Raw genomic sequence first — 26,088 nt, 5'->3', positions numbered from 1 at the left:
CTAAATAAAATTGACCGCAAAAGTATTGATTAAAACAATGCAGTGATGTATTTATTTAGAATAAATTAAAATAATTGACAAAAGTCAGGAATATAACCGGTAAAAATTTACATAATACTCCGTTGGATTTATATAATATTCACCTCTCTTTCCAGTTCTATACCGAACTTTTTCTGTACAGAATTGATAATTTCTGTTGAAAAATCATAGATTTCTTTTCCGGTAGCATTTCCGGTAGCATTCACGATCACCAATGCCTGAAGTTGATGTGAGGCTGTATTTCCGATTTGTTTTCCTTTCCATCCGCACTGTTCTATCAGCCATCCGGCAGGTACTTTTACGACCTTTCCGTTGGGGTATCCGGGGATATTTTCAAATTTCAGCTTTAATTCTTCAAACTGGGTTAAAGGGATGGTGGGATTTTTAAAGAAGCTTCCTGCATTACCAATCACCTTCGGATCCGGAAGTTTGCTCTGTCTGATATTGATGACCGCTCTGGAAACATCCTGAATCGTAGGATTAGTAATTCCTAAATGGTCAAGCTCTGTTTTGATCGCTCCGTATTCCGTTTTAATGTGATGGTCTTTTTTGGTTAATGTAAAACTAACCTCAAGAATCACATATTTTCCTTTTCCTTCCTGTTTGAAAATCGAATCCCTGTAGCCAAAATGACACTGTTCAAGATTAAATGATTTCAGCTCAAGATTTTCAAGGTCCAAAACCGTACAGTTCACAAAAGTATCCTTTATCTCAGCTCCGTAAGCTCCGATATTCTGCATGGGTGAAGTGCCTACATTTCCGGGAATCAGGGAAAGGTTTTCCAGTCCTCCATAGTTTTTTTCAAGGCTATACATCACAAATTCATGCCAGTTTTCCCCGGCTTTTGCCGTTACAAGAACTTTATTTTCACTCAGATCTTTCTCTTCAATTCCTTTCAGGCTAAGTTTGATGACAAGACCCTCAAAATTCTTTGTCAGCAGAATATTGCTTCCACCACCTAAAAATAAAATCTTAAGGTTATGATTTTTAGAATAGCAGATAGCCTCCTTCAATTCTTCAATGGTAGTTATTTCAATAAAGTATTTTGCTTTGACGTCAACGCCGAATGTATTGTAAGGCTTTAAGGAAAAGTTTTCTTGCATATTTTTATTGGTATTCTGTTGGAAGAATGATGTTGAGTTGTTCTTTAAATTGCTTCAGCTGTTTGTAATGAAGCGTATCTGCATAAGAGTTAACGTAAATATGTGATTTTTTCGGAGTTCTGATCTGAAAAGTTTCGTCGATGCCGTCTACAGACTGTTGGCTGGGAGAACTTTTGATCTCATCAAGATCTTTAGTCTTGATCGAAGAGATCAGCTGTTTCCAGATCGGTACACTGATCGCTGAATGCCATTCCTGATGCGTCCTGCGGGCCGTTATGCCCTTCTCTGCATGGATGGAATCCCGGGTGACTTTGATGATCTTATAATCGCCCTCATCTCCTCCGATATTGGATATACTGATGAACGTTATTTCATCAGAATTTTGTGAAGGAAAGGGGATGTCTTTCTTTTTTTTGTCACAGGAAAAAAATACCGGCAACAAAAATATTGAAAACAGAAGTTTCAGATAAGTATTTTTTATTGCCGGCACCATAGATTATATTTTAAAGACTAAATTCTTCTCTGTATTTCTTCAGCGCTTGTTTAAGAATTTCAGCACTTCTTTTAAGATCTTCTTCTTTCAGTACGTAAGCAATTCTTACCTGCTTTTTTCCTAATTCCGGGTCACTGTAAAAACCTCCTGCCGGAGCTACCATGATCGTTTCATTATTAAGAGCGTATTTTTCTAATAACCACTGGGCAAATTTCTCAGTATCATCTACCGGAAGCTCGGCAACACAATAGAATGCTCCCCTTGGTTTAGGGCAGATTACTCCTGGAATAGAATTCAGAAGATCTACCAGAATATTTCTTCTGTGGGTGTATTCTTCTCTTACCGCTCTGATGTAGGCACCGTCATTCTGATGAGCTGCTGTCGCTGCGATCTGTCCCAGAAGAACCGGACTTAATCTGGCTTGTGCAAAAAGCATCGCTGCATCATGGATCTTTTTAGAACGGGTCAGCATACATCCGATTCTTACCCCACACATGGAATAACGCTTGGATTCTGAATCAATGATAATGCAATTTTCACTAAGTTCAGGGAAATCCAGCATAGAGATCTGCTGCTTTCCATCATAAACGTATTCTCTGTATACTTCATCAGAGATGATCACGATATCATATTTCAAAGCAATTTCAGCTAGCTGCTGGAGTTCCTCACGAGTGTAAAGATATCCTGTAGGATTACCCGGGTTGCAGATCACGATTGCTCTTGTTTTTTCTGTAATTTTTTTCTCAAATTCTTCGATCGGAGGAAGGGCAAAACCTGTATCAATAGTAGATGGAACCGCTACGACATTCACGTTGAATGTACTGGTGAAACCATTGTAATTAGCATAATAAGGCTCAGGAATAATTACCTCATCACCGTCATCACATAAGGTAGAAATCGCGAAGTTGAGTGCTTCAGAACCTCCATTCGTTACAATGAAATTATCAGGCGTAAGGTCTGAAAAACCTAAAGTATGATAATACTCTGTAAGGGCACTTCTGTATTCTATATTACCTTCAGAAAGTGCATATTCCAATACTTTAAGATCAATGTTCTTTAAAGCATTTAAAGCGGTTTCCGGTGTTTCAATATCAGGCTGCCCGATATTAAGGTGATATACTTTTATTCCTTTTTGTTTCGCTTTTAAAGCGTAAGGAACCAGTTTTCTTACCGGTGATGCCGGCATATGCTGTGCTCTGTTTGAAATATTTGGCATTGTTCAAAAAATTTGTATGGCAAAAATAAGATTTAATTTCTCAATAATAAAATAACCTGTTGTCCATTTTGAGTGCTTTTTAATTGTTTTGAAAATCAGTGAATTAAAATTGATTGTTACTCGTTCTTTTAATTGAAAACGTAATCCTTGTTATTTTATGCTTGATCCTGGCCATCAGATTGTTAAAAAATATTGCCCATTCTAGATCGGTAATGGGTCAAAATGAATGAAATTGTTAAAATAATACATTAAAATGTGAATAAAATATTTGGTCAGAAAATAATTTTTGTATATAGTTGAATATATTGATATCTTAATGTTATTGATGTATTATTGGTTATTTAATAAAAATATCTGTTTTGTATTGTGTTTTTTATTAAATTTAGGCGATAATAAAAAACAATCATGAAAATACATTTACCATTGAGAGTCCTTCCTATTGTGACTCTTTTTGCGGCATCAGCGATGAATGCCCAAAATTTTCAAACCATGCCAGTCCAGTCCGGATATACGGCAGATGTTATTGCCAACGATGTAGGGTCCGCAATGACGTCTACTACAGAAGATGTTGACGGCGTGTCGTTTGCATTTGTTGCAAGGGATTTTAAGCTTACCTCTACAAGTACCCCCATTACCTACGGACTTCCTGTTAATGGAATTATTAATTCTGCAGTGGCGTCTACACCGGGACTGAGCTTTAAACTGGGAGATTTGTATGGAAACAATTCCTTAAAAATTTCCAGTAATACTACAGGAAGCAATAGTGGAACCCTATCATTTATCACCCCTGTTCCCGCTTTTAAAGTCTATATGCTTTCCACTGGAGGAAGCGGAACGTGTACAGTGAATGTAACTGTCAACTTTACAGATGCTACCTCTCAGACATTTTCCGGAGTAGCGATCTCCGACTGGTATGGAGGAACAAGTTATGCAGTCCAGGGAATTGGAAGAATTAACAGAAGTAATAACGTTCTGGAACCGAATTCTACAAATCCAAGACTGTACCAGTCTGTCTTAACGATAGATGCTGCCAATCAGACAAAACCTATTCAAAGTGTTACCGTAGCTAAAGTTGGGGGGACTGGAATTGCCAATATTTTCGCCTTCTCTGCCGATGCTTATACCGACTGTGTAGCTCCTACACTTCAGCCTGTAGGGACGCTTAGCTCAACTTCTGCCCAGGTTTCATGGACAATTCCGGGAAGTGTTCAGGCGGTGAGCTATGATGTGTATTACAGTACGACTAATACAGCACCAACAAGTACGACAGTACCTAATCATCAGGGAGTAACAGGAAATTCCTTTACGATTCCCTCTTTATCACCAAGTACAGTCTACTATTACTGGGTAAGAAGTAATTGCAGTACGGCAACGGCACAGAGCGGTTGGTCATTGTCGGGAACATTTACCACACTGTGTGGTACGGTTGTCCCTTCGTATACTCATGATTTCAGCAGCTTCCCGGGAACATGCTGGACGGCTGGACTTTCGGGGGGAACTCCTGCAACAGCTCCTACCGGGACCACTCCCTATTGGGTGTCGGGTGGCTTTTTAGGAGTCGGGTCTGGCGGATCAGCAACGATCAACTTATATACTACCGGAAGAACAGGCTGGCTTAAAACATTACCGTTTAATCTGTCCGCAGGTTCTTACAAAGTGAAATTTGATTATGGTGTAACGGCCTATTTTAGTACCGCTGCTTCACCTATGGGATCTGATGACGTTGTTCATTTCCTGGTATCGAACGATGGAGGAACAACATGGACCATTCTTGAAACATGGAATGAGGCCAATGCTCCCACCAATACTTCGACTCAATATTCTTATAATTTAACGGGATACAACAGTGCCAACACCGTATTTGCTTTTTACGGAACGGACGGAGCCGTGAATGATGATCCTGATTATAATTTTTATGTTGATAATTTTAAGGTGGAAAGTGCTCTGTTAAGTACTTCAGAAATAAAAGAAGGAGTGAAGAAAGCATCAGTTCATCCTAATCCATTCAAAGATATTCTGTATATCTCAGACAGCAGAGAGGTGAAGTCTGTAACCGTAGGAGACACTTCCGGAAGAACTGTAAAAACTTTTACAGGAGCTTTGAAGGAACTTGACTTAAGTGTACTGAATACTGGACTATATTTTGTTACGATCTATTTCAAAGACGGTTCACAGTCTACGGTGAAAGCAGTCAAAAAATAATTTTTTTTACGATCAATAAAATTAAGCGGCAGTGCATTGATGTACTGCCGTTTTTTTTTCATTCAACATATCCATAAATTTTGTTATTTTGGAAGATCATAAAATTGAATTGAACATGCAAATTCCAGCAGACTCTGTAGCCGATTATATCTCAAAAATCCCTGAGGAAAGACAGGAGGTATTCAAAAAGTTCTTCGATACCGTGAATGATCATTTGCCGGAAGGCTTTCAGGAAACTACTGCTTATGGTATGGTAGGTTGGGCAGTTCCACTGGAAAGATATCCTGCAGGCTATCACTGTACGCCAGGTTCACCTTTGCCATTTATAGCATTAGCTTCGCAAAAGAATTTTATTGCATTGTATCACATGGGAATGTATGCAGATCCTCAATTGCTGGAATGGTTCGTTGCTGAATATCCAAAGTATTCCAAAAGAAAGCTGGATATGGGGAAATCATGTATCCGCTTTAAGAAAATGGATGATATTCCTTTTGAACTTATTGCTGAGGTCAGCAAGAAAATAACGCTGGACGAATGGATTGCTATGTATGAAACCCAGTTTAAAAAGAAAGAAGAGCCTACTTCAAAAAAGAAATAGACTCCAGACTTCTTAAATTTTTCAAGTACAATACTTATCGCATAGAAAGTCTATTTAAATTAAAGACTAAATATTGTTATTCAGTATAATACACCCAAGTGAAAATAAGCTTACTATTCAAACTGCGACCATTCCCCTCCCATGGAGGGGTGTCAAAAATTCAAAGAATTTTTGACGGGGTGGTTAACAATGAAAACCCACCCAAAATCTCACCCTATAAATACACTCATCATCAAAAATCAATATCCCAGATCCCTGTTTTTCTCTCCAATTCAATAAGCGCCACCGCATTATCTGCAAGCGTTTCAATATAGCGTTGTCTGATATCATTATAGGTTCTCTGTGCATTCAAAACTTCCAGAATAGAACTTTCACCTCTCTGATAACTATAAATGATGCCATCCAGAATACTTTTGGCTTCCGAGAGCATTCCGTGATCAAATTGTTGCAGCTGTTTCTGTGTCGCCTGATACTGATAATAAGCCTGCATAACTTCTGTGCGGATGCTGTTTTCGATCTGTTTATACTCGGTTTCTGCCTGCATACGTCCCATTTCTGCGATTTTCAGATCAGCATTTCTTCGGTTTGAAAACTTCAGAGGAATGCTGGCTCCCAGCTTTATGGCGTTCACAGCAGGTGAAGGAGCAATTTCATTGGTTGCCCAGGTCGTATGCTCCGCGCCTAAACTTAATCCCAAATCAATGACACGGTTTGCCTTTTCAAGCTTAATCAGGCTGGTCGCCGTATTGATATTCTGTTTTGAGGCTAGAAGATCAGATCTGGTATTGACAGCCTCCAAAATAAGATCTTCAGGATTAAAGTCTCTGTTAAAAGCCTTGAAGTTTCCACTAATGTTTTTTTCTTGCTGATCACTTCCCAGAAATATAGAAAGTGCTGATAATGATTGCCTGCTGATGCTTTCTGCCTTATAGAGATCATTCCGTAAAGATGAGGCTTCCAGTCTGCTTTGCCTGGATGTGACCTGAGAAATGGCCCCCAGCCTGTATCTGATGCTGTCGGATTTTGCAAGTTGATGCATGCTGAGGTAAGAATCTTTCTGAACGTCAATGAGCGCTTTTGTTTTTAAAGCTTCAATATATCCAACAGAGGCATCCGCAATCAGATTTCTTAAAAAGTCCTGTAACTGAAGCTTAGAATAGTCAGCCTGATTTTTTGCGGTCTCTATCCTCGCTTTTCTTTTCTGACCAAGTTCCAGAGTCCAGCTTAATGAAGTTCCGATGGTATATCCCATTTTTTTTGAAACGCCATTATCTGAGGTTTCCATTTCCAGCTGGGGATCCGGAAACATTCCCGCCGTCAGGATAGAAGCTTCTGCCATACTGATAGTATATTTTTGGGCAGCATAGCTTAGATTGTTTTCTCTGACCTTATTCAGATAAGAAGCAAAATTTAAAGTTTCTTTCTCCTGGGCATTCAGGGGAATTTGAAATAGAAGCCCAAGGGATATGGTGAAAATGATGTTAGATTTCATTCGAATTTATTTTTTGTTTGTCAAAATGATATTCTGCGAGATAATAGATCGCCGGCAGGATAAATAAAGTAAGCAGCGTTGAAAACATCAAACCATATACAATCACGGTAGCCAGAGGTCTCTGAACATCAGAACCTATTCCCGTAGCGAGTGAAGCCGGAAATAATCCGATCACAGCAACGGAAGCAGTCATCAATACAGGTCTGAAACGATCTTCCGCTCCTCTAACCACAGAGGTTTTCAAATTAAGTCCCTGCTTTCTGAGCGTATTGATATGAGAGACCATAATAACTCCGTTTTGTACTGCTACTCCGAACAGGGCAATAAAACCTACTGCCGAAGAAACATTTAAGGTCATACCCCGTACATTCAATGCCAGCATGCCTCCGAACAAAGCAAGGGGAATAATACTCATCAGAACAAGCGCCTGTCTGAAGCTTCCGAAGGCTCCGTAAAGCAGTAAGAACATCACAGACAGTGCAAGTGGAACAATGAATGCCAATCGGGAATAAGCCCTGTTTTTGTTTTCAAACTGTCCGCCCCATTTGATCTGGTATTTCTGATGATCGTAGCGGATATTTTTTTCAATCGTATTCTGCGCTTCTTTCAGGAAGGAGGAAAGATCCCGATCCCTTAAATTCAGTTTAACGGTGAGATGTCTCTTATTCATTTCTCTGGTAATGGTACTTTCTCCCGTGCTCAATTTAATCTCAGCTACTTGTGAAAGCGGAATTTTGGCGCCTGAAGCTGAAGAAAGCATAAGATTTCCGACCTTATCCGGAGTATTTCGGCTATTTTCGGCATACCGGCATGAAATGTCATAGACTTTATTGCCGATGAAGATTTGTGAAATAGCCTTTCCGCCCAAAGCTGTTTCGATGAGGTCTGCCACATCGGAAACATTCAGTCCGTACCGGGCAATTTTATCCCGGTCTGCAATGATCTGAAGTTGGGGAAGCGGCGGTTCCTGATCAATAGCAAGATCTGCGGATCCCGGAATCGCTTTTAAAGTAGAAAGAATCTGTTCTGCAATTTTTCTGGTTCCGTCAAAATCATCACCGTATACTTTCACAACCAGTTCACTGTGCGCACCGGAAATTTTGTCCATAACCCCGTCAATCATAGGTTGTGAAAATCCTACCGAAAACCCCGACATATTTTGATAATCATCAGCCAGTTCTTTGATAAGATCCGCTTTGGTTTTGCCTGATGCCCATTCTTTGTAAGGTTTTATGCCTACAGAAACTTCAAAATGGGAAGCCGTCCACGGATCTGTTCCGTCATCATTCCTTCCGGCCTGTACCATTACATAAGTAACCTCGGAATGCTTCATCGTCTGAGTACGTAATGAATCACTCATCTCCCTGGCTTTATCCAATGAAATTCCGGGAGGAAGCTGTACCTGAAGCCAGATAGATCCTTCATCCAGTTCCGGAAGGAAGTCTTTGCCCACCATAAAAGAAAGCAGTCCTGCGGAAAAAAGGATGATGCCTGCCGGAATCAGTATTTTTTTAGGAGCCTTTATGATCTTATCAATTCTTTTACCATACAAACTGCTTATTTTTTCGAGCCAGCGGTTATGAAATATCTTCTGGGGCTTTCTGTAAATAACATAGGCAAGCCCGGGAATCAAAATCAGGGCTGCTGCCAGTGCCCCAAGCAATGCATACCCGATCGTAAAAGCCATAGGAGTAAAGAGTTTCTTTTCTACCCGCTCAAAAGCAAACAGGGGAAGATAAGCCGTAATGATAATGACGGTAGAAAAGAAAATCGGTTTTGCGATTTCTGTTGCTCTCTGAATGATGGTTTTTTCTTCCAGTTCCTTTTCCGGAGCTTCTTCTCTCTTTTTTAAAATAACTTCCAGCATCACAATCGATCCGTCTACAATGATCCCGAAATCTATTGCGCCTAATGACAGCAGATTAGCAGGAATATTCGTGAAATACATCAGGATAAATGCAATAAGAAGCGACAAAGGAATGGTAATGGCAACAAGCAGTGCTCCTCTCCAGCTTCCCAAAAATACAATCAGGATAATGATCACCAAAACAATTCCTTCCGTTAAAGTATGGGTGACTGTACTCAAAGTGGTATTAACGAGATCGGTTCTGTCCAGATAAGGATGGATTTTGACACCAGCCGGAAGAATATTGCTGTTCAGTTCTTCAATAGCCTGATGAACATCTTTTAGAACTACTGAAGGATTCTGGCCTTTTAACAGGAGTACAATCCCTCCGGTACTTTCATTATAATTTCTTTCTCTATCGGTATACCCCAGAATTCCTTTCCTTTCAAGATTACCGTACTTCAGAGTTCCCACATCATTCAAAAATAGCGGAACCCCTTTTTCTGTTTTGATCACAATTTTGCCTAAATCATCTAAGTCTTTGATCAATCCTATTCCCCGGACTACATACGCCAGATCACCTCTTGGGAGCATACTTCCACCTGCGTTGCTGTTGTTTTTAGTAATCGTTTCAGTGACTTCAGATAAAGAAAGTCCATATTGATCCAGCTTCTGAGGATCCAGCTCGATCTGAAACTGGGTCGTGATTCCTCCAAAATTGGTCACATCTGCGATACCTGTTACCTGTTTGATTCTTGGAATAATGACGAAATTCTGCAGGTCCGTCAGTTCTCTCAGACTTTGGCCGTTTCCTTCAATAATATAGCGGTAAATTTCTCCCACAGGAGAGGTCAGAGGATCTAAGCCCGGCTGTGCATTGTAAGGAAGTTCAGCCTCGGAAAGTCTTTCCTGAATGCGCTGTCTTGCCCAGTAATCATCGACGCCATCATCAAAAACCATGGTAATGATAGAAAGCCCGAAAGTACTTTTGCTTCTCATGATGTGCATTCCCGGCAAACCGTTGAGTGCTCTTTCCAAAGGAATCGTGATCTGCTGTTCTATTTCTTCGGCAGCAAGTCCCGGAACCTGGGTCACCACCTGCGATGTCGTGTCGGCAATATCTGGATAAGCCTCTACAGAGAGCTTGGTCCATGAATAATATCCGAAAATTCCTAATAGTAAGAAAAGGGCAAGCATCAGCCATCTCTTCTGTATAGAGAGTGTGAGTAATTTTTTCATAAAATTAATTTAATAGTCCGGAAATCGTTTTGCCGGAGCAGACGTTTCCGGAAAGATGAAAAGAGGTATTATTTTGTCTCGGGCATATAAATTCCACCTTGAGCCATGATGATATCTCCTGGTTTAAGCCCTGAATTGATTTTGGTTGTCTTCTCAGAAGTCGTACCGGGAACAACGAGACGTTTTGTAAATTTATTTCTTCCTGTTTTTATCCAGACATACTGGCGGTCGCCTTGCTGCATCAGTGCACCGGAGGGAATAATCACTGCTTTTTCTGTCCCCGCGGAATAGGTGACAGCGGCAAACATTCCTGGTTTTAATTTTCTCTGCGGATTATCACATTGGATTAAAACCTTGATACTTCGGGTATCTTCATCTACCAGTTCACTGATGTGATAAACCTTTCCGGTGATCTCCATATCCGGGTAGGTGTTCACTTGTACTGATACAGGGTCGCCCGGACTGATAAAACGGATGTCTTTTTCTTTCACCGCACCTGTGATCCATACTTTTGAAAGTTCCGCGATGATGACTACCGGTTCGGAATCTTCTTTCAGATATTGCCCGGTAACCACCTTATTGGAAATAATTTCTCCACTGATCGGCGCTTGGATAATGTAGGTTCCTCCTGATCCCTTGCTGTTATAAGCGTTCAATGCAGAAGAAGCATTGGAGAGAGAGGTTTTCTTATTCTGATATTCAGTTTCAGCTTCTTCCAGTTCTTTTTGGATGCCTACACCGTGTCTGACAAGATCTTGCTGACGTTTGTAATTTTTTTCTGCAAGTCTTACATCATTTATGGCATCAGAATAATCTTTACGGACGGAAGAATATCCGGGGGCAAGAATCTCAAAAATGGGACTTCCTGCCTTTACAGTTTGCCCGATATTAATAAAAGATCTGATCACCCGCCCCGAAAATGGACTGGCTATTTCTGCATAATTATTCGGAATGGTTTCTATAGTCCCGGCCGAGGTGATACTTTTGCTGTACTGCTGCTCCGTAACCGTTTCAGTGGTGATTTTCTTTAATACCGGATTGCTTTCTGCCAGGATAACATGATTTCCCTTGATGCTGAAGTTTTCTTTCTGCTGAGGTTCTTCCTTCTTACCGCTGCATGAAATGATAAAGGCAAGAACGGGAGTGAAGAATACTGCTTTCATTGAGAATATTTTAATCAATAGGGGTTCATTTTTTAGAATCATTGTACATTCAGTTTTAAGTTTATAAATCGTTTTCAGTTCCGATGATTTCCCAGCTGACTCTGGTGATTTTATCTTCCAGAGTGAGCCTGCTGATCGCTTTTTCGATCATGTTGTCCTGAGGTGATGAAGAATAGACTTCAGCAGAAATAATAATGCTTTCCGGAGTTTCAGTATCATCGCTGGTCAGGGATTTTAACAGGATCTGATCCGTTGAATTGAAAGACTGCATCAGCAATACTCTTGCGTGGTTTTCGATCTCTGTTCTGCATTGAATCGTAATAAGATATTCGGAAGTGCTGGCGCGGATTGTCTTGGAGCCTAATGTTTTTCCTAGAGGACGGAGCAGAGTATGGGTTAGGATGATGAATCCCGCAGTCAGTCCGGCTTCAGTCACGAATCCCAAAGCAGCCAGGGAACCTACAGAGGCAGAGCACCAGATGGTCGCAGCAGTGTTCAGTCCACGTACGGTAAGCCCGTCTTTCATGATAACGCCACCGCCAAGGAAACCAATGCCGCTAACGATATATGAGGCTATTCTACCCGTAGCGTCACCGCCGATTTTGAGAGATAATAAAACAAATGCTGCCGATCCCAGACATACCAGGGTATTGGTTCTGAGCCCTGCACTTTTCTGATGCCATTGTCTTTCAAAACCAATGGATGCACCCAAAATAAGAGCAGCAAGTAAGCGGGTGGCAAATTCTAATGTATTCATAACTTTTTCTTTTTTGCAGGCCTTTTTCAGGCATACAGAAAAAGCATGCTCAGAAAAGGCTTATGGTTGATAATAACTGGAAGGATCTGCGTCCATAGTTGGAATTATTTTGCTGCAAAAGTAAGTGTAACGGCTGGGAGAAGCTGTTAGAGATGGTTTAGAATGTTATTAGAATTTGATTAGAGAAGTTATAAGTTATAAATTAGAAGTTAGAAGAGGGAGGTTATATAGGTAGTATTCTGATATCATTAACCTATATTTAAATTGTGACGTCTATGATCTATCTTCTTTCATCTTTCATCTTTTATCTTTTCTCTTCTGTCTAAAAAATGATTTGAAAGTGGGTCGTGTTTTCTCCGGAAGAAATCTGGATTTGAGCATGATGAAGACTAATGATTTTTTGAGTAAGGTAGAGGCCTATTCCGTATCCTTTTTTGTCAAAGGAATTTTCTGCTCTGTAGAAGGGTTTAAATATATTCTGCTGATCCTTTTCGGAAACAGGCAATCCTTTATTAATAAACTTAATGGAAAGGTGATCAGATACAGCTGTAACATCAATAAAACAGGTATTGTCTGATGCATATTTACAGGCATTATCAATCAGGTTATTGAAGGCTACCAGAAGAAGGTAAGGATTTCCTGTATGAATCAGCTTCTGTTCATCAATTTCCGGATCAATGTTGAGATTGATTTTATACTGAGGATTTTCTTTCCTGATCTTGGCGTAAGATTCCATCAGGATTTCGTCTATTCTGATTTCAGAAAAACTTATTTCAGCCGGGTCATAGCTGGCTTTGGCCAGATCCATTAAACTTCCGGAAAGCTTGGTCATATTTTTCACATCCGTTAATGCATTCAGGATAATTTTTTGATATTCGTCCTGGGTGTAATTTTTCTTTAAAGCCAGTTCCAGTTCAGCGGTCATGGCAGCGAGAGGGGTGTTGAGTTCGTGAGAAATATTGGAGACAAAATGTTTTTGTGTGCTGAAAGAGTGCTCCAGTCTTTCCAGCATTTGGTTGAAGTTTTTTTCAAGTTCGTGAAACTCTCCTTTTTCTTCAGATTCGTCCAACCGGAGTTGCAGTTTTCCGGCGTTGATCCTTTTAATCTGTTCCACCATTTTCTCAGCAGGACTGAGGGCTTTTTTAGAAAGAAAAAGACCTGCGAGATAAATAAGGACGAGAATAGTAATAAATGAAATAATACTGATGGTCAATAAATGATTGATGGAATTATAACCATACTGATCATAAGCGGCCGCCGTGATTGCATACTGTTTTCCGTTATGGGAATAAACAATTCCTGTTACCTGCAAATCGTCCAGAAAGAAGAAAAGCTGTTTGCTATTAAAGATTTTTGAAAGCATTTCAGGAGTTTCTTTCACGTAATCTACTTTAGAATCATCATGATATACAAGATTAAAATGGGAATCATAGATCGCGACCTGAACTTCACTCAGAGTCTGGGTATTGTTTTTATACAGCTGATGCATTTCCTTTTCACTCAACGCTCCCTGGAAAAAGAGATTGGCTTTGGCAACAGCTTCACTTTTAAGTTCCGTGTAAAACGAAGTTTCTCTGGCTTCCTTTGAAGAATAGTAGATGGCAAACCCATAAAAACTAATGAGCATCGCGGTTACTAGTGTAAACAATAAAGTAAGCCTGGTTCTAACTTTCATGCCGGATCTTTAAGCGTTTGAATTGTCTTCGTAGCCCTTTTTTAAAATAAATCCCATGCCTGCTTTGGTATGAATAAGCTTGATGTCAAAGCTGCGATCTATTTTTTTTCTGATATAATTAATGTAAACATCAATAAAATTTGTGCCTGTGTCAAAATGAGTTTCCCATACATTTTCTGCGATCTCATGACGGGAGAGAACCCTTTCTGGATTTTCAAGCAGGAATTTCATCAGATTGAATTCTTTGGGAGTAAGTTTGATCGGATTTCCGGCACGAATGACGGTTTTTAATTTCAAATCCATCTCAATATCTTCGTATTGCAGTACAGATGAGGTTTCCGGACGATAGGTGGAATATCTTTTAAGCAGAACTTTGACTCTCGCCATGAGTTCCCTCATTTCAAAGGGTTTGGTAAGATAATCATCTGCCCCTGAATCAAAACCTTCCAGTTTGTCATCGGTTGTTCCTAATGCAGTCAGCATAATAACCGGAATTTCAGGTTTCACTGCTTTGATTTCCTTGCAGAATTCCAGTCCGTTTTTAACGGGAAGGATAATATCAGTGATGATAAGATCAAAATCCATTAATTCAGTGAGTTTGAGTGCTGTTTCACCGTCGGCAGCAATATTTACTTCCATATCATTTTCCATTACTCCTCTCGCAATCAGCTGCGAAAGTCTTTTATCATCTTCAACTAACAGGATATGAGGCATAGAAGTCAGGTTTTATTGCTGGTGTTGCAAAGGTAATTAAGTATTTTCACATACATATAATGAATGCAATTTGTAAATTTGACCGCTTAATGATAGACGTGTTATGATTAGATTAAAAAAAGATCCGTTTTTGAACTTTGTAAAACCATTGATTTATAGTATAGTAGCTGTACTATTTTGGGTTCACAGCTGTACGTCTCAACCCGGAGCAGGCCAATTAAAGAACGGCGATCTGCTTTTTGTCACGGCAAAAGAAACAGGACTGTCAGGAGCAATTAATAATGTGACACAAAAGCAAAAAGAGGCCTCTTTTGATCATATTGGAATTGTGGAAAAGGAAAATAATCATTGGTATGTGCTGCATGCATCTCCAAAAGGAGGTTCCCAGAAGCAGGACCTGCATTCTTTTGTTAAAGACCAGTCTGATGACGGGCAGAAAGTAATCATCTACCGCTTAAAGTCTGAATATCAGAAATCTGTTCCTACAGCACTTAAAAAAGCAGAGTCTATGGTGGGAAAACCTTATAATTTCAATTATATTTTGGATGAAAATTCGTATTACTGCTCAGATTATATCGAAAGGGCATTCCGTGAGAGTCATATTTTTAAATTAGAACCCATGACCTTTGTTGATCCTAAAACAGGTAAGACCAATGAATTCTGGACAACATTTTATCAAAAGAAAAATCTGGCCGTTCCGGAAGGAGAACCCGGATGTAATCCCAATGGATTGGCAGCTTCAGAAAAATTGGAAAGAGTAGGAGAACTCTAAATAAACGATAAGAACAATACAACCCCCTAAAGATTTGAATGATTTTTAGGGGTATTTTTTATTTTAAATTCTGTGATCTTCCTGTAATTTGTGGGAAATACTTCGCTTCTATTATACCCTTAAAAAAAATTATGTTAAAATTTAAAATTATTAGTCCACTAATTTGGTGGACTAATAATTTTTTATACTTTTGTCAAAGATTTAACGCAAGAGAGCAATCATGATCTAGAAAATGTTTAACCAAAAAATTGTTTAATGATGATTACACCTAATCCAACATTACAGGTAATACCGAATAATACAATCGGGCTGCCTAAAAAAGAACTGATCCTGGAAATAGAATTGAATGGCAAAATGAAATTTGAGCATTTGATGAATACCATTTACAATCAGTTTGGGATCTGCCACAGGGTGTTATCTGCCAATGTAGAATATGTGAATGGAAACAGTTTTGGTTCGGTACAATTGTATATTAATGTCAATTCAGAAGACTACCAGCAGCTGGAGTTTTATCTGAATAAAAATAAACTTTTAAATACCATGGTGGAATACAACTGCCGGAAGTATTTTTAGGGGAGGTTCATATAGTTTTAATTACAGAAAGTATTCGGTTTTTCCGGATACTTTTTTTTGTGGCATCACCATAATTTTTAAGATCGAAATTTTGATTGACTTTGCTTTCATCTATTCAATATTTTTAATGGTTTAAAAGAAATTTAATTAAAATAATTCCAGGCTATTCTTAAATTTCTATTTCCGATTCAAAAAAACAGTACTTTTAATGGATATAAAATAAAAATGTATGAGTATAGTTATTATTGCTTTAATCGCAGCGTTTGCTTTTTACGCAGTGTCCATCTACAACCGTCTTGTAAAACTGAGAAATCTGGTTCAGGAAGCGTGGAGCAGTATTGATGTGATGCTTAAAAAACGCCATGACCTTATTCCCAATCTTGTAGAAACAGTGAAAGGCTATGCTACCCACGAACGGGAAACTCTTGACAGTGTAATCAGAGCGAGAACGCAGGCTGTAGGGGCAGATTCTGTTCAATCCAAAGAGGCGGCTGAGAAAAACCTGAATCAGGCGATGATGAATTTATTCGCTGTTGCAGAACAGTATCCTGATCTGAAAGCGAACACCAATTTTCAGCAACTTCAAAGCGAACTTACTTCCATAGAAAATGATGTGGAGAAAGCAAGAAGATACTACAACGGAACAGTGCGTGAAAACAATACTTTAGTTGAATCTTTTCCAAGCAATATCATTGCGAATATGTACAAATTTGAAAAATCGTCTTTCTTTGAACTGGATCATATTGCAGAAAGAGAAGTACCAACTGTAAAATTCTAAGAAATGAAAAAGGGGTTACTACTTTTCTTTCTTCAGTTTTTTTTCATTGCTTTTGCCCAAAATGAATTGGCAAGGGCAGATCAGTTGTCGATAATCGGACCGGAAAAAATTATTTCTTTCCATTCCGATATTGATGTGGATAAAAATTCGGGAATTACCGTTACAGAAAACATTAAGGTGTACAGTCTCGGAAATAACATCAAAAGAGGAATTTTTCGGGCACTTCCTTTATCTAGAAATCTGAATAATAAAACACAGAAAGTACAATACGATATCATCTCTGTGAAAAAAAATGGAATCGATGAAAATTACCATGAAGAGACAGGAGATGGCTATTTAAAAATATATGCAGGAAATAAAGATATTATCCTGGATCCCGGAACCTACGACTATGAAATAAAATACAAAGCACAGAACCAGATCGGATTTTTTGCGAAGTATGATGAATTTTACTGGAATGTAAACGGAACGTACTGGGATTTCGATGTAGATTCTGTTTCTGCTAAAGTGAATCTTCCCGAAGGAGCCGGAATTATCCAAAACTCTTGTTATACCGGAGCTTACGGCAGTAATAGCCAAAACTGTACAGCTCAGGTATTGTCTGAGCATTCCATCGAATGGAGTGCGGCAGGGCTTCGCCCCAATGAAGGCCTTACCATTGCAGTAGGTTTCAAAAAAGGGCTTATGATTCCCCCACCGCCGCCGACTTTCCTTGAAAAATATGGAATTCTGATGGGTGGGTGTATCCTGTTTTTGATTCTGTTACTGTATTTGTATTCGACCTGGCGAAAATATGGGATTGATCCTGAAACCCCAACGGTTTATCCACAGTTCAATGTTCCCGAAAATCTTTCACCGTCTTCTCTCGGTTATATCAATTCCGAAAGTTTTAAGAATAATTACCTTACTGCGGCCGTTGTCAATCTTGCCGTCAAAGGGTATGTGAAAATCATTGAAGGTGAAGACTCCCGTCTGCTGGGACTTTTTAATACCAAAACTTTTACGCTGCAAAAACTCAAACCGGCAGATGAATCCCTTTCCAAAGAAGAAATAAACCTCATGAACAGCCTTTTTTCAGAGGCTGAAAATGCTGTAAAGTTTGACGGAAAATATAATTCGAAAATTGAAAAAGCAGTTCTCAATTTCAAAGAAACACTGAAATTCCAGCATGAAGACTTTTTAAATGAAGGAAATAATACAAAGAAATTATTACTCCCATGGCTTATCATTACGCTGGCGTATGGCTTGGGCTTGTATATAAGTTACACCATACTGCCTGAGTTTGAAAGAGTACTTGCCGGAGGACTTTTATATATTGTTCTTTTTATTGCATTTGTTTTGATAGCCTTTTTAGCGAATAAACTATCATGGAAGCTTCTGTTCCTGATTCCTATCCCCATCAGTATTATTTTAGGAATAGTAGGGATTATTTCTCAGGAAGGGACAGATGATGCAAGTATCAGTTTCAGTGTGTGTTATATTTTTCTTGCTCTGGCTTTTTCGGTGATGGTGCTGTATCAGTATTTGATCAAACAGCCATCGAAAGAAAAGCTGAGAAAAAAATCATTGATAGACGGTTTCAAAATGTATATGGGAGCAGCCGAAAATGAGCAGCTGAAATTCCATAATCCTCCGCAGATGACTCCCCAGGTTTTCGAAACCCTTCTTCCTTTTGCGATGGTGATGGGAGTGGATCAGATCTGGGGTCAGAAATTTGATGATCTGCTGAAAAAAACATCAATGGAATATAACAATACCTGGTATTACGGAGGCGTGATGAACCATTATGCATTTGCCCATACGCTGAACTCCAGTCTTACCCATTCTATACAGTCTGCATCTACCCAACCTTCAAGTTCCGGCAGTGGATCCGGTGGAGGTGGATTCTCCGGCGGTGGCGGAGGCGGTGGAGGCGGAGGCGGCTGGTAACCGATGAATCAAAAAAAAATAAAAGCGTTCAAAAATTAATTTTGAACGCTTTTTTATTGGAATACAATGTATTTTTAAATTCTTTCAATGTCAGCACCAATTGCTTTCAGTCTTCCGTCAATATTTTCGTATCCTCTGTCGATTTGCTCGATATTGTGGATGATAGATTTTCCTTCTGCAGAAAGTGCCGCGATAAGAAGGGCGTTTCCGGCTCTGATATCAGGAGAAACCATAGTGGTTCCTCTCAACGGAGCTTCCTGGTTCAATCCGATTACTGTCGCTCTGTGCGGATCACATAAAATAATCTGTGCCCCCATATCGATCAGTTTATCCACAAAGAATAATCTGGATTCAAACATCTTCTGGTGAACCAAAAGACTACCTTTCGCTTGGGTAGCGACTACCAGAATAATCGATAATAAATCCGGTGTAAATCCTGGCCATGGAGCGTCTGAAATGGTAAGAATAGATCCGTCGATAAACTTTTGGATCTTATAATTTTCCTGAGCAGGAATAAAGATATCGTCATTGCTCTGTTCAAGCTGAATTCCTAATTTTCTGAATGTATTGGGAATTACGCCAAGCTGGCTCCAGTTGACATTCTTGATGGTAATTTCAGATTTTGTCATAGCAGCAAGGCCGATCCATGATCCGATCTCTACCATATCCGGAAGCATCGTATGCTCCGTACCGTGAAGATATTCTACCCCTTCAATCGTTACCAGGTTGGACCCGATTCCGGAAATATTGGCTCCCATTCTGTTCAGCATCTTACAAAGTTGCTGAAGATAAGGTTCGCACGCAGCGTTATAAATTCTTGTTTTTCCTTTAGCAAGGGCTGCTGCCATTACGATATTCGCAGTTCCGGTGACGGAAGCTTCCTCAAGAAGGATAAATTTCCCTCTCAGTTCTTTCGCTTTTAAAGAATAGAAATATTCCTCTTCATCATAATTGAATTCTGCTCCAAGTTCTACCAGTCCCTGGAAATGCGTATCCAACCTTCTTCTTCCTATCTTATCACCTCCCGGAGTCGGCATATAGGCTTCACCGTAGCGGGCAAGCATCGGACCCATCAGCATAATGGACCCTCTCAGTTTAGCACCGTCTTTTTTAAATTCGTCTGATTTTATATAATCGAAATTGACCTTATCGGCTTTGAATGTGAAATCGCCCTGGCCGTTTTTGGTTACTTTTACTCCGAAATCACCAAGAATTTCGATCAGCCTGTTGACGTCGTGGATATCAGGAATATTTTTAATTCTTACCTCCTCATCGGTTAACAGGACAGCACATAAAATTTGTAAAGCTTCATTTTTTGCCCCTTGTGGAGTTATTTCCCCATGCAGTTTTTTTCCTCCCCTTATCTGAAATGTTCCACTCATTACTTTCTGTTTTTATGGTTGTTGTTGTTATTATGCCTTCTTTTATTTGTATTAGTTTGGTTCTTATTGCTATTGTTATTGCTATTGCTGTTGTTTCGTCCGTTGTTGCTGTTGTTTCTGCTATTGTTGTTGGTGGTATAATAGATTTTGCTCTTCTCAAGAGATTCTATTCCCGTAAGGTCCAGCCTGTTTTCAGACAACTCTTTAAGGTGACGGAAAATAACATCATCCGTTACATGTTCCTTATTATATACATTGTAAGACTTCTTCATGTTGTTGGCGATCACCTCGATCAGGGCTTCCTTTTCGTCACCCGGTTCAAGTTCGATGGCTTTTTCAATCAGTTGAAGGATACTTTTCCCGTAAAACTTAAAATCTCCCTGAAGTTTAGGGTATTCCATTCTTTTAGGCTTTTCTGCCAATTGTTCTCTGGTAGGGAAAGGATATGGGGATTCTACATCAAGATCATATTCTGCTAAAATGAAAAGATGATCCCAAAGTTTATGTTTATAATTGTCTTCGTCACGGAGTTGAGGGTTTCTCTGACCCATAAAATCGATAATAGCCATTGCCATTTCACTCCTTTCCTCTTTGGTAGGGAGTTCCTTGCAGCGTTCAACCAACTGCTGTATGATTCTGCCATATTCCGGCATATGAAGCTGAGTTCTTTGGGTGTTATATTCCATAATATGCAAATATATGGATTAAAAGAAAAATTGTTTTGAAAATATTAAAAGTTTATGATTTTTTAATGAAAATTTTATGCAGTCTTTTCCGGGGATCTTTTCGTGAAAATGAAAATATTTCACATTTTATAGAATTTGTTTTAAGAAAATTGTAATTTAGTTAGTAGGTTAATAATTAAAATATTAGTATGAAAAAAACACATTTCTTAGTTTCAATGCTGGTTTTAACAATTTTTAATGCCTGCCAGAGCCGTGATGAAAACGACAATGAAAATCCTCGGAGTGATGAGGTTCATTCTAAAACAGTAAACGTCACGACTCATGACGGACGACCCTTCAGTACCGGAAGCGGATCTGTATCCGGGAAATTTGTATCCGGTCCCGGAGGAGGAGTTCTTATGCAGGGATTTTACTGGGATGTTCCCGAAGGTGGAAACTGGTGGAATACCGTGAAAGACAAACTTACCGCCTGGTCAGATTCAGGGATTGGGGCAGTATGGCTTCCTCCTGCCTCAAAAGCACAGAATGGAGCGTATTCAATGGGATATGATCCTACGGATTATTATGATTTCGGAAATTTCAACCAAAACGGAAGTGTAGAAACACGATTTGGGTCAAGAACTGAACTGGAAGCATTAATTACAAAAGCGCATGCTGAAAATATGCAGGTCTATGCAGATATTGTGATCAATCACAACAGTGGCGGACAGTCTCAGGCGAATCCTTTTACCGGAACAAACACCTGGACCGATTTCTCCGCCATCGCTTCAGGGAAATTTCCGAGAAGCTACAATGATTTTTACAAAAACTCCTATGGAAATAATGATGAAGGAGCTTTTGGAGGATTCCCGGATCTTTGTCACGCTAATCCCTACGTTCAGGGTTGGCTTTGGGGAAGAGATGATTCTGTTGGGAAATATTATAAAAATGTCATGAAATTTGACGGTTGGAGATTTGATTATGTAAAAGGTTTCGGGCCTTGGGTCGTGAATAACTGGAATGCCAGTGTAGGTGGATTTTCAGTAGGCGAACTATGGGATTCCAATGTGAATACTCTGGAATGGTGGGCGAATAATGCCAACAGTTCCGTGTTCGATTTTGCAGCCTATTATAAAATGGATGAAGCTTTTGATAATGGAAATCTGAATGCTTTGAATGACGACATGATGTGGAAAAGAAATCCTTACAAAGCTGTGACCTTCGTAGCCAATCATGATACGGATATTATTAACAATAAAATGCCGGCCTATGCCTATATTCTGACGCATGAAGGGTATCCTACAATTTTTTACCGTGATTATGAAGAATGGTTGAATAAACAAAAACTGAACAACCTGATCTGGATTCATAATAATAAAGCTACCGGAAATACTTCTATTCTTTATACAGATAATGATGAATATATCGCTAGGCGTAACGGGTACAACGGAAATCCCGGGCTGGTGGTCTATATCAATAATTCATCAAGCTGGCAGGAAAGATGGGTGGAAACCAATTGGAGTAGCAAGCAAATAAAAGATTTTACAGGTAATTCTACCTGGTATCCTACAACACAGGGAGATCAATGGGTGAAGATCCAGTCTCCGCCCAACAGCTATTCCATATGGTCATTGAACCAATAGCAAAAGCTTTAATAAGTAAGAAAGCAAAGATGATTCATCTTTGCTTTTTCTATAGGCGTTTTTGAAGATACATCATTGAAAATCAGACTTCAATAAATTTTTTCTTTTGATTAGAATCAGGAAGAAAGCATTTCTGGTTAGCCAGTTTCATTCTGTTTCTTGAAATGAGATCATATACCTGATCACTTAAAAATGCAGGAATTATTTTTCCAGCTACCGAAAGCTTATAAATACCCCCAAGTATATTGGCAATCTGGAGTACTGCCCTTGATTTTATATAATAATAATGGCCCGGTTTCCATAGATAAAGTGTGTTGAATACTTTAGTTTCCAGACCTCTTTCAGCCAAGAACTTTTGTCCGAAATCAGACTGAAGGGACGCAAACATAAATCTGTTATTCTTATCCCGCTCAAGGATCCATTGTACCCAGAAATTACAGACGCCGCAGTCGCCGTCAAAAAACACAATATGTTGATCTTCCCAATTATCCTGCATGACTTTGATTTTAAAATACCATTTTCCTTTCGGTGTCTTCTTTTACTTTTTTGAAATATTGGATCAATTCTTTACGCTGTTCAGCGGTCAGTTTTGCATCCTGATGTCCTACATAATAAGATTCCAAAGGCATTTCTTCCTTTTCGATCATTTCTATGCATTCTTCCAGTTTATGAGCCTGTATCTTGGGCTCGTATACAGCAAAGGTAGAGAAATTTAGATGTTTCCGGCCCTCATCGATATGATTTTTAACAAACCATGAAGCGGGTGAAATGCTTGAATACCATGGATATTGGGTGTCATTGGAATGACAGTCATAGCATGAGGTACTTATAATCTTAGCAATAGGCTGTGGCGTATTTTTGATTTTCAGAAAATCCATTCCCGGTGTAGGAGGCGGATTGGTTTTATCAATCGGAAAAAACTGGATAATAATGAAGACAACAAGAAGAATAACGAGTAATTTTTTCATATCAGTGGTAGGCTTGGAATTATAAAAATAATCAAATTTTATTAAACTGAATGAACTGATTATCAAATTGTATACCGTTCATTTGAATCATTCTAAATATGATCGTTTAATCTTGCTTATTGTATAGACATTCTCTAATTTTCATTAATTTAATTGCATTATTAATTGTTTTAGTCTGATATGATCAAGCGATTTGTAAAAATTAGTTTATTATAGTTTTTAACTATGGTTTAAATTAAAATTAATAGATTGTGTATATTGAGTAGGCTTTGTAAGTTTGTCAGGTATTTAAAAATAAACTGTATTGAACAACATAAAATATTAAACGACAATGGAAAAAGATTCGAATGACATCAGTAAGTGCCCATTTCATAACGGAACAATGAAAAAAGAGGCTGTAGCAGGCGGAGGGACCAAAAATTTAGATTGGTGGCCTGAGCAACTGAGAGTAGATATCCTGCGTCAGCACTCATCACTTTCAGATCCTATGGATAAGGATTTTGACTACGCTGAAGCATTTAAAAGCCTCGATCTTGAGGCGGTAAAAAGAGATCTTCATGCATTGATGACGGACTCTCAGGATTGGTGGCCCGCTGACTTTGGCCATTACGGTCCTCTGTTTATCCGTATGGCGTGGCACAGTGCAGGTACTTACCGTGTAGGAGATGGAAGAGGAGGTGCAGGAGCGGGACAGCAACGTTTTGCCCCTTTGAACAGCTGGCCGGATAATGTAAGCTTAGACAAGGCCAGAAGACTATTGTGGCCTGTTAAACAAAAATATGGAAAGAATATTTCCTGGGCTGACCTTTTAATCCTGACGGGAAATATGGCTCTGGAATCGATGGGCTTTAAAACTTTCGGATTTGCAGGAGGGCGTGAAGATGTATGGGAACCGGATATGGATATTTACTGGGGTTCGGAAAAAACATGGCTTGGAGGTGATCTTCGGTATGCGCACGGATCAGAAGGAGTAGCGGAACAGCATGGTGTACTTCCTACAGATGATGATGCAGATGGTGATATTCATTCCAGAAATCTTGAAAAACCACTTGCAGCAGTACAAATGGGACTTATTTATGTAAATCCTGAAGGTCCGGACGGAAATCCTGATCCTATTGCTGCAGCTAAAGATATCAGAGATACTTTCGGACGTATGGCGATGAATGATGAGGAAACCGTAGCCTTGATTGCCGGTGGACATACCTTTGGGAAAACACACGGTGCCGGTCCTGCTGATAACGTAGGAAAAGAACCGGAAGCTGCCGGAATTGAACTTCAGGGGTTAGGGTGGAGCAGCACCTATAAATCAGGAAAGGGAAAAGATGCCATTTCCAGTGGTCTGGAAGTAACGTGGACAGAAACTCCTACAGAATGGAGTAATTATTTCTTCAAGAATTTATTTGAAAATGAGTGGGAACTTACCAAAAGCCCTGCCGGTGCTCATCAGTGGGTAGCAAAAGAAGGTGCTGAGATTATTCCTGACGCCTTTGATCCTAATAAAAAGCACAGACCTACCATGCTTACGACAGACCTTTCATTACGACTGGATCCTGTTTACGAAAAAATATCAAGACATTTCTACGAAAACCCTGATGCCTTTGCTGATGCCTTCTCCAGAGCATGGTTTAAACTTACCCACAGAGATATGGGCCCTAAAGCAAGATATTTAGGACCGGATGTTCCACAGGAGGATCTTATCTGGCAGGATCCTATTCCGGCAGTTGATCATGAACTGGTGAATGATGGAGATATTGAGGCATTAAAAGAAAAAATAATCAATTCAGGACTGACTATTTCTGAGCTGGTATCTGTTGCCTGGGCTTCTGCGTCTACCTTTAGAGGGAGTGATAAACGTGGCGGAGCTAATGGCGCCAGAATCCGCCTGGCTCCTCAAAAATACTGGGCAGTAAACAATCCTTCTCAGCTTCAGAAAGTTTTAGGGGAATTGGAAAAGATTCAGAACGAGTTTAATGACTCTCAAAGCGGAGGAAAGAAGATATCAATGGCCGATATTATTGTTCTGGCGGGAAGTGCTGCTGTGGAAAAAGCTGCAAAAGCTGCCGGTCAGTTCATTAAAGTTCCTTTTACACCGGGAAGAATGGATGCTTCGCAAGAGCAGACCGACGTTGAATCTATGGCATATCTGGAACCAGCCGCAGACGGATTCCGTAATTACCCGAAAAGTAAATTCTCGGTATCTACTGAATCTTTATTGATTGATAAAGCACAGCTCTTAACGCTTACCGCTCCGGAATTGACGGTATTAATAGGGGGAATGCGTGCACTGGATACCAATTTTGACGGATCTAAACACGGTGTATTTACCAGCCGTCCCGGAGTACTTACCAATGACTTCTTTGTTAATCTCCTGGATATGGGAACGCAATGGAAATCAATTTCTGAAGACAGTGAATTGTACATGGGTACTGATCGTTCAACAGGTCAACCTAAATGGACTGCCACCCGTGCAGATCTTGTTTTCGGTTCAAACTCTGAACTGAGAGCTATTGCCGAGGTGTATGGAAGTTCCGATGCTCAGGAGAAATTTACAAATGATTTTGTAAGAGTATGGACAAAAGTAATGAACCTGGATAGGTTTGATGTGATTTAACAAATAAAATTGTCGAATTTATTTCAGAACTAAATGATGGGGGGGTAAAGTTCTTCCGGATCAAACATTTCGCTCAGACATGAGGCTGAGAGAAGATATAACAAAGGCCGTTTTCACAATTTGTGATACGGCCTTTCTTATTTGGCGTGTTATTATGTTATTGAGAATATTTTCACGTTCAGAAGTTTTTAAAATATTCTTTACAGCAAGTTAAAACTTTCTTGAATTCT

21 protein-coding genes are annotated in these 26,088 nt (G+C 39.5%); 8 read left to right on the top strand and 13 right to left on the bottom strand.

Going from position 1 to position 26,088, the window contains the following annotated elements; all coding sequences use genetic code 11:
• Positions 1 to 128: 128 nt before the first annotated feature.
• From murB to BW964_RS15020, 3 genes are read right to left on the bottom strand one after another with little or no spacing between them, the layout of a single operon-like run.
• Complete coding sequence (murB, locus tag BW964_RS15030; protein ID WP_076508385.1) at positions 129 to 1,142, bottom strand: UDP-N-acetylmuramate dehydrogenase; 1,014 nt, start codon at positions 1,140 to 1,142, stop codon at positions 129 to 131.
• Between the two features lie 4 nt (positions 1,143 to 1,146).
• Complete coding sequence (locus BW964_RS15025; protein ID WP_104669431.1) at positions 1,147 to 1,635, bottom strand: hypothetical protein; 489 nt, start codon at positions 1,633 to 1,635, stop codon at positions 1,147 to 1,149.
• A 10-nt stretch (positions 1,636 to 1,645) separates the two neighbouring features.
• Positions 1,646 to 2,851 (bottom strand): pyridoxal phosphate-dependent aminotransferase, encoded by a 1,206-nt coding sequence (locus BW964_RS15020; RefSeq protein WP_076508384.1) that lies wholly within the window; start codon positions 2,849 to 2,851, stop codon positions 1,646 to 1,648.
• Between the two features lie 405 nt (positions 2,852 to 3,256).
• On the opposite strand from BW964_RS15020, the gene BW964_RS15015 reads away from it, so the two are divergent.
• Positions 3,257 to 5,053, top strand: a complete 1,797-nt coding sequence (locus tag BW964_RS15015; RefSeq protein ID WP_084175904.1) for a T9SS type A sorting domain-containing protein — start codon at positions 3,257 to 3,259, stop codon at positions 5,051 to 5,053.
• A 115-nt stretch (positions 5,054 to 5,168) separates the two neighbouring features.
• Positions 5,169 to 5,651 carry a DUF1801 domain-containing protein gene (locus tag BW964_RS15010; RefSeq protein WP_076508380.1) on the top strand — a complete coding sequence of 161 codons (483 nt, stop codon included), beginning with the start codon at positions 5,169 to 5,171 and terminating at the stop codon, positions 5,649 to 5,651.
• A gap of 232 nt (positions 5,652 to 5,883) precedes the next feature.
• Here the strand turns inward: BW964_RS15010 and BW964_RS15005 are convergent, their stop codons facing one another.
• The 6 genes from BW964_RS15005 to BW964_RS14980 all read right to left on the bottom strand — a co-directional run bounded on the left by BW964_RS15005 (position 5,884) and on the right by BW964_RS14980 (position 14,537).
• On the bottom strand, positions 5,884 to 7,143 hold the full coding sequence (locus BW964_RS15005; RefSeq protein WP_076508379.1) for a TolC family protein: 1,260 nt from the start codon (positions 7,141 to 7,143) through the stop codon (positions 5,884 to 5,886).
• The gene (locus tag BW964_RS15000) at positions 7,133 to 10,228 is read right to left on the bottom strand and encodes an efflux RND transporter permease subunit (RefSeq protein WP_076508377.1); all 3,096 of its coding nucleotides are present in this window, start codon (positions 10,226 to 10,228) and stop codon (positions 7,133 to 7,135) included. Before BW964_RS15000 ends, BW964_RS15005 begins: the two co-directional genes overlap by 11 nt.
• Positions 10,229 to 10,296: 68 nt before the next feature.
• Positions 10,297 to 11,391: an efflux RND transporter periplasmic adaptor subunit gene (locus tag BW964_RS14995; protein ID WP_076508376.1), complete on the bottom strand. Its 1,095-nt coding sequence runs from the start codon at positions 11,389 to 11,391 to the stop codon at positions 10,297 to 10,299.
• Positions 11,392 to 11,452: 61 nt separating this feature from the next.
• Positions 11,453 to 12,148 carry an MgtC/SapB family protein gene (locus BW964_RS14990; RefSeq protein WP_076508374.1) on the bottom strand — a complete coding sequence of 232 codons (696 nt, stop codon included), beginning with the start codon at positions 12,146 to 12,148 and terminating at the stop codon, positions 11,453 to 11,455.
• Positions 12,149 to 12,470: 322 nt separating this feature from the next.
• A complete protein-coding gene (locus BW964_RS14985) occupies positions 12,471 to 13,823 on the bottom strand; it encodes a sensor histidine kinase (protein ID WP_076508373.1) in 1,353 nt (450 codons plus the stop codon).
• Positions 13,824 to 13,832: 9 nt separating this feature from the next.
• Positions 13,833 to 14,537, bottom strand: coding sequence for a response regulator transcription factor (locus BW964_RS14980; protein ID WP_076508371.1), 705 nt, complete (start codon positions 14,535 to 14,537; stop codon positions 13,833 to 13,835).
• 103 nt (positions 14,538 to 14,640) lie between these two features.
• Between BW964_RS14980 and BW964_RS14975 the strand changes: the two genes are divergently transcribed.
• From BW964_RS14975 to BW964_RS14960, 4 genes are all read left to right on the top strand, one after another.
• Positions 14,641 to 15,309 carry a YiiX/YebB-like N1pC/P60 family cysteine hydrolase gene (locus tag BW964_RS14975; RefSeq protein ID WP_084175901.1) on the top strand — a complete coding sequence of 223 codons (669 nt, stop codon included), beginning with the start codon at positions 14,641 to 14,643 and terminating at the stop codon, positions 15,307 to 15,309.
• A 255-nt stretch (positions 15,310 to 15,564) separates the two neighbouring features.
• Positions 15,565 to 15,882, top strand: a complete 318-nt coding sequence (locus BW964_RS14970; protein WP_228431969.1) for an NIL domain-containing protein — start codon at positions 15,565 to 15,567, stop codon at positions 15,880 to 15,882.
• A 229-nt stretch (positions 15,883 to 16,111) separates the two neighbouring features.
• Positions 16,112 to 16,660: a LemA family protein gene (locus BW964_RS14965; protein WP_076508370.1), complete on the top strand. Its 549-nt coding sequence runs from the start codon at positions 16,112 to 16,114 to the stop codon at positions 16,658 to 16,660.
• Positions 16,661 to 16,663: 3 nt separating this feature from the next.
• A complete protein-coding gene (locus BW964_RS14960) occupies positions 16,664 to 18,589 on the top strand; it encodes a DUF2207 domain-containing protein (RefSeq protein WP_076508368.1) in 1,926 nt (641 codons plus the stop codon).
• A 74-nt stretch (positions 18,590 to 18,663) separates the two neighbouring features.
• On the opposite strand, the gene murA is transcribed toward BW964_RS14960, so the two are convergent.
• Both murA and BW964_RS14950 read right to left on the bottom strand, forming a co-directional pair.
• Positions 18,664 to 19,971 (bottom strand): UDP-N-acetylglucosamine 1-carboxyvinyltransferase, encoded by a 1,308-nt coding sequence (gene murA, locus BW964_RS14955; protein WP_076508366.1) that lies wholly within the window; start codon positions 19,969 to 19,971, stop codon positions 18,664 to 18,666.
• A complete protein-coding gene (locus BW964_RS14950) occupies positions 19,971 to 20,657 on the bottom strand; it encodes a DUF4290 domain-containing protein (protein WP_076508365.1) in 687 nt (228 codons plus the stop codon). Before BW964_RS14950 ends, murA begins: the two co-directional genes overlap by 1 nt.
• Before the next feature lie 188 nt (positions 20,658 to 20,845).
• Here BW964_RS14950 and BW964_RS14945 point away from each other — a divergent pair, with 188 nt between their 5' ends.
• A complete protein-coding gene (locus BW964_RS14945) occupies positions 20,846 to 22,279 on the top strand; it encodes an alpha-amylase (RefSeq protein WP_076508363.1) in 1,434 nt (477 codons plus the stop codon).
• Positions 22,280 to 22,361: 82 nt separating this feature from the next.
• Here BW964_RS14945 and BW964_RS14940 read toward each other — a convergent pair whose 3' ends face one another.
• Together BW964_RS14940 and BW964_RS14935 are read right to left on the bottom strand one after the other, a co-directional pair.
• Positions 22,362 to 22,775 carry a thiol-disulfide oxidoreductase DCC family protein gene (locus BW964_RS14940; protein ID WP_076508362.1) on the bottom strand — a complete coding sequence of 138 codons (414 nt, stop codon included), beginning with the start codon at positions 22,773 to 22,775 and terminating at the stop codon, positions 22,362 to 22,364.
• Between the two features lie 10 nt (positions 22,776 to 22,785).
• Positions 22,786 to 23,247: a heme-binding domain-containing protein gene (locus BW964_RS14935; RefSeq protein ID WP_076508360.1), complete on the bottom strand. Its 462-nt coding sequence runs from the start codon at positions 23,245 to 23,247 to the stop codon at positions 22,786 to 22,788.
• Positions 23,248 to 23,578: 331 nt separating this feature from the next.
• On the opposite strand from BW964_RS14935, the gene katG reads away from it, so the two are divergent.
• Positions 23,579 to 25,858: a catalase/peroxidase HPI gene (gene katG / locus BW964_RS14930; protein ID WP_076508358.1), complete on the top strand. Its 2,280-nt coding sequence runs from the start codon at positions 23,579 to 23,581 to the stop codon at positions 25,856 to 25,858.
• Positions 25,859 to 26,088: the final 230 nt, after the last annotated feature.

The sequence above is a fragment of the Chryseobacterium shigense genome (assembly GCF_900156575.1).
In the GTDB taxonomy this organism is placed as follows: Bacteria; Bacteroidota; Bacteroidia; order Flavobacteriales; family Weeksellaceae; genus Chryseobacterium; species Chryseobacterium shigense.
The sequence above is the reverse complement of the archived record's forward strand: the minus strand, read 5'-3'. Positions and strand labels throughout refer to the sequence as shown.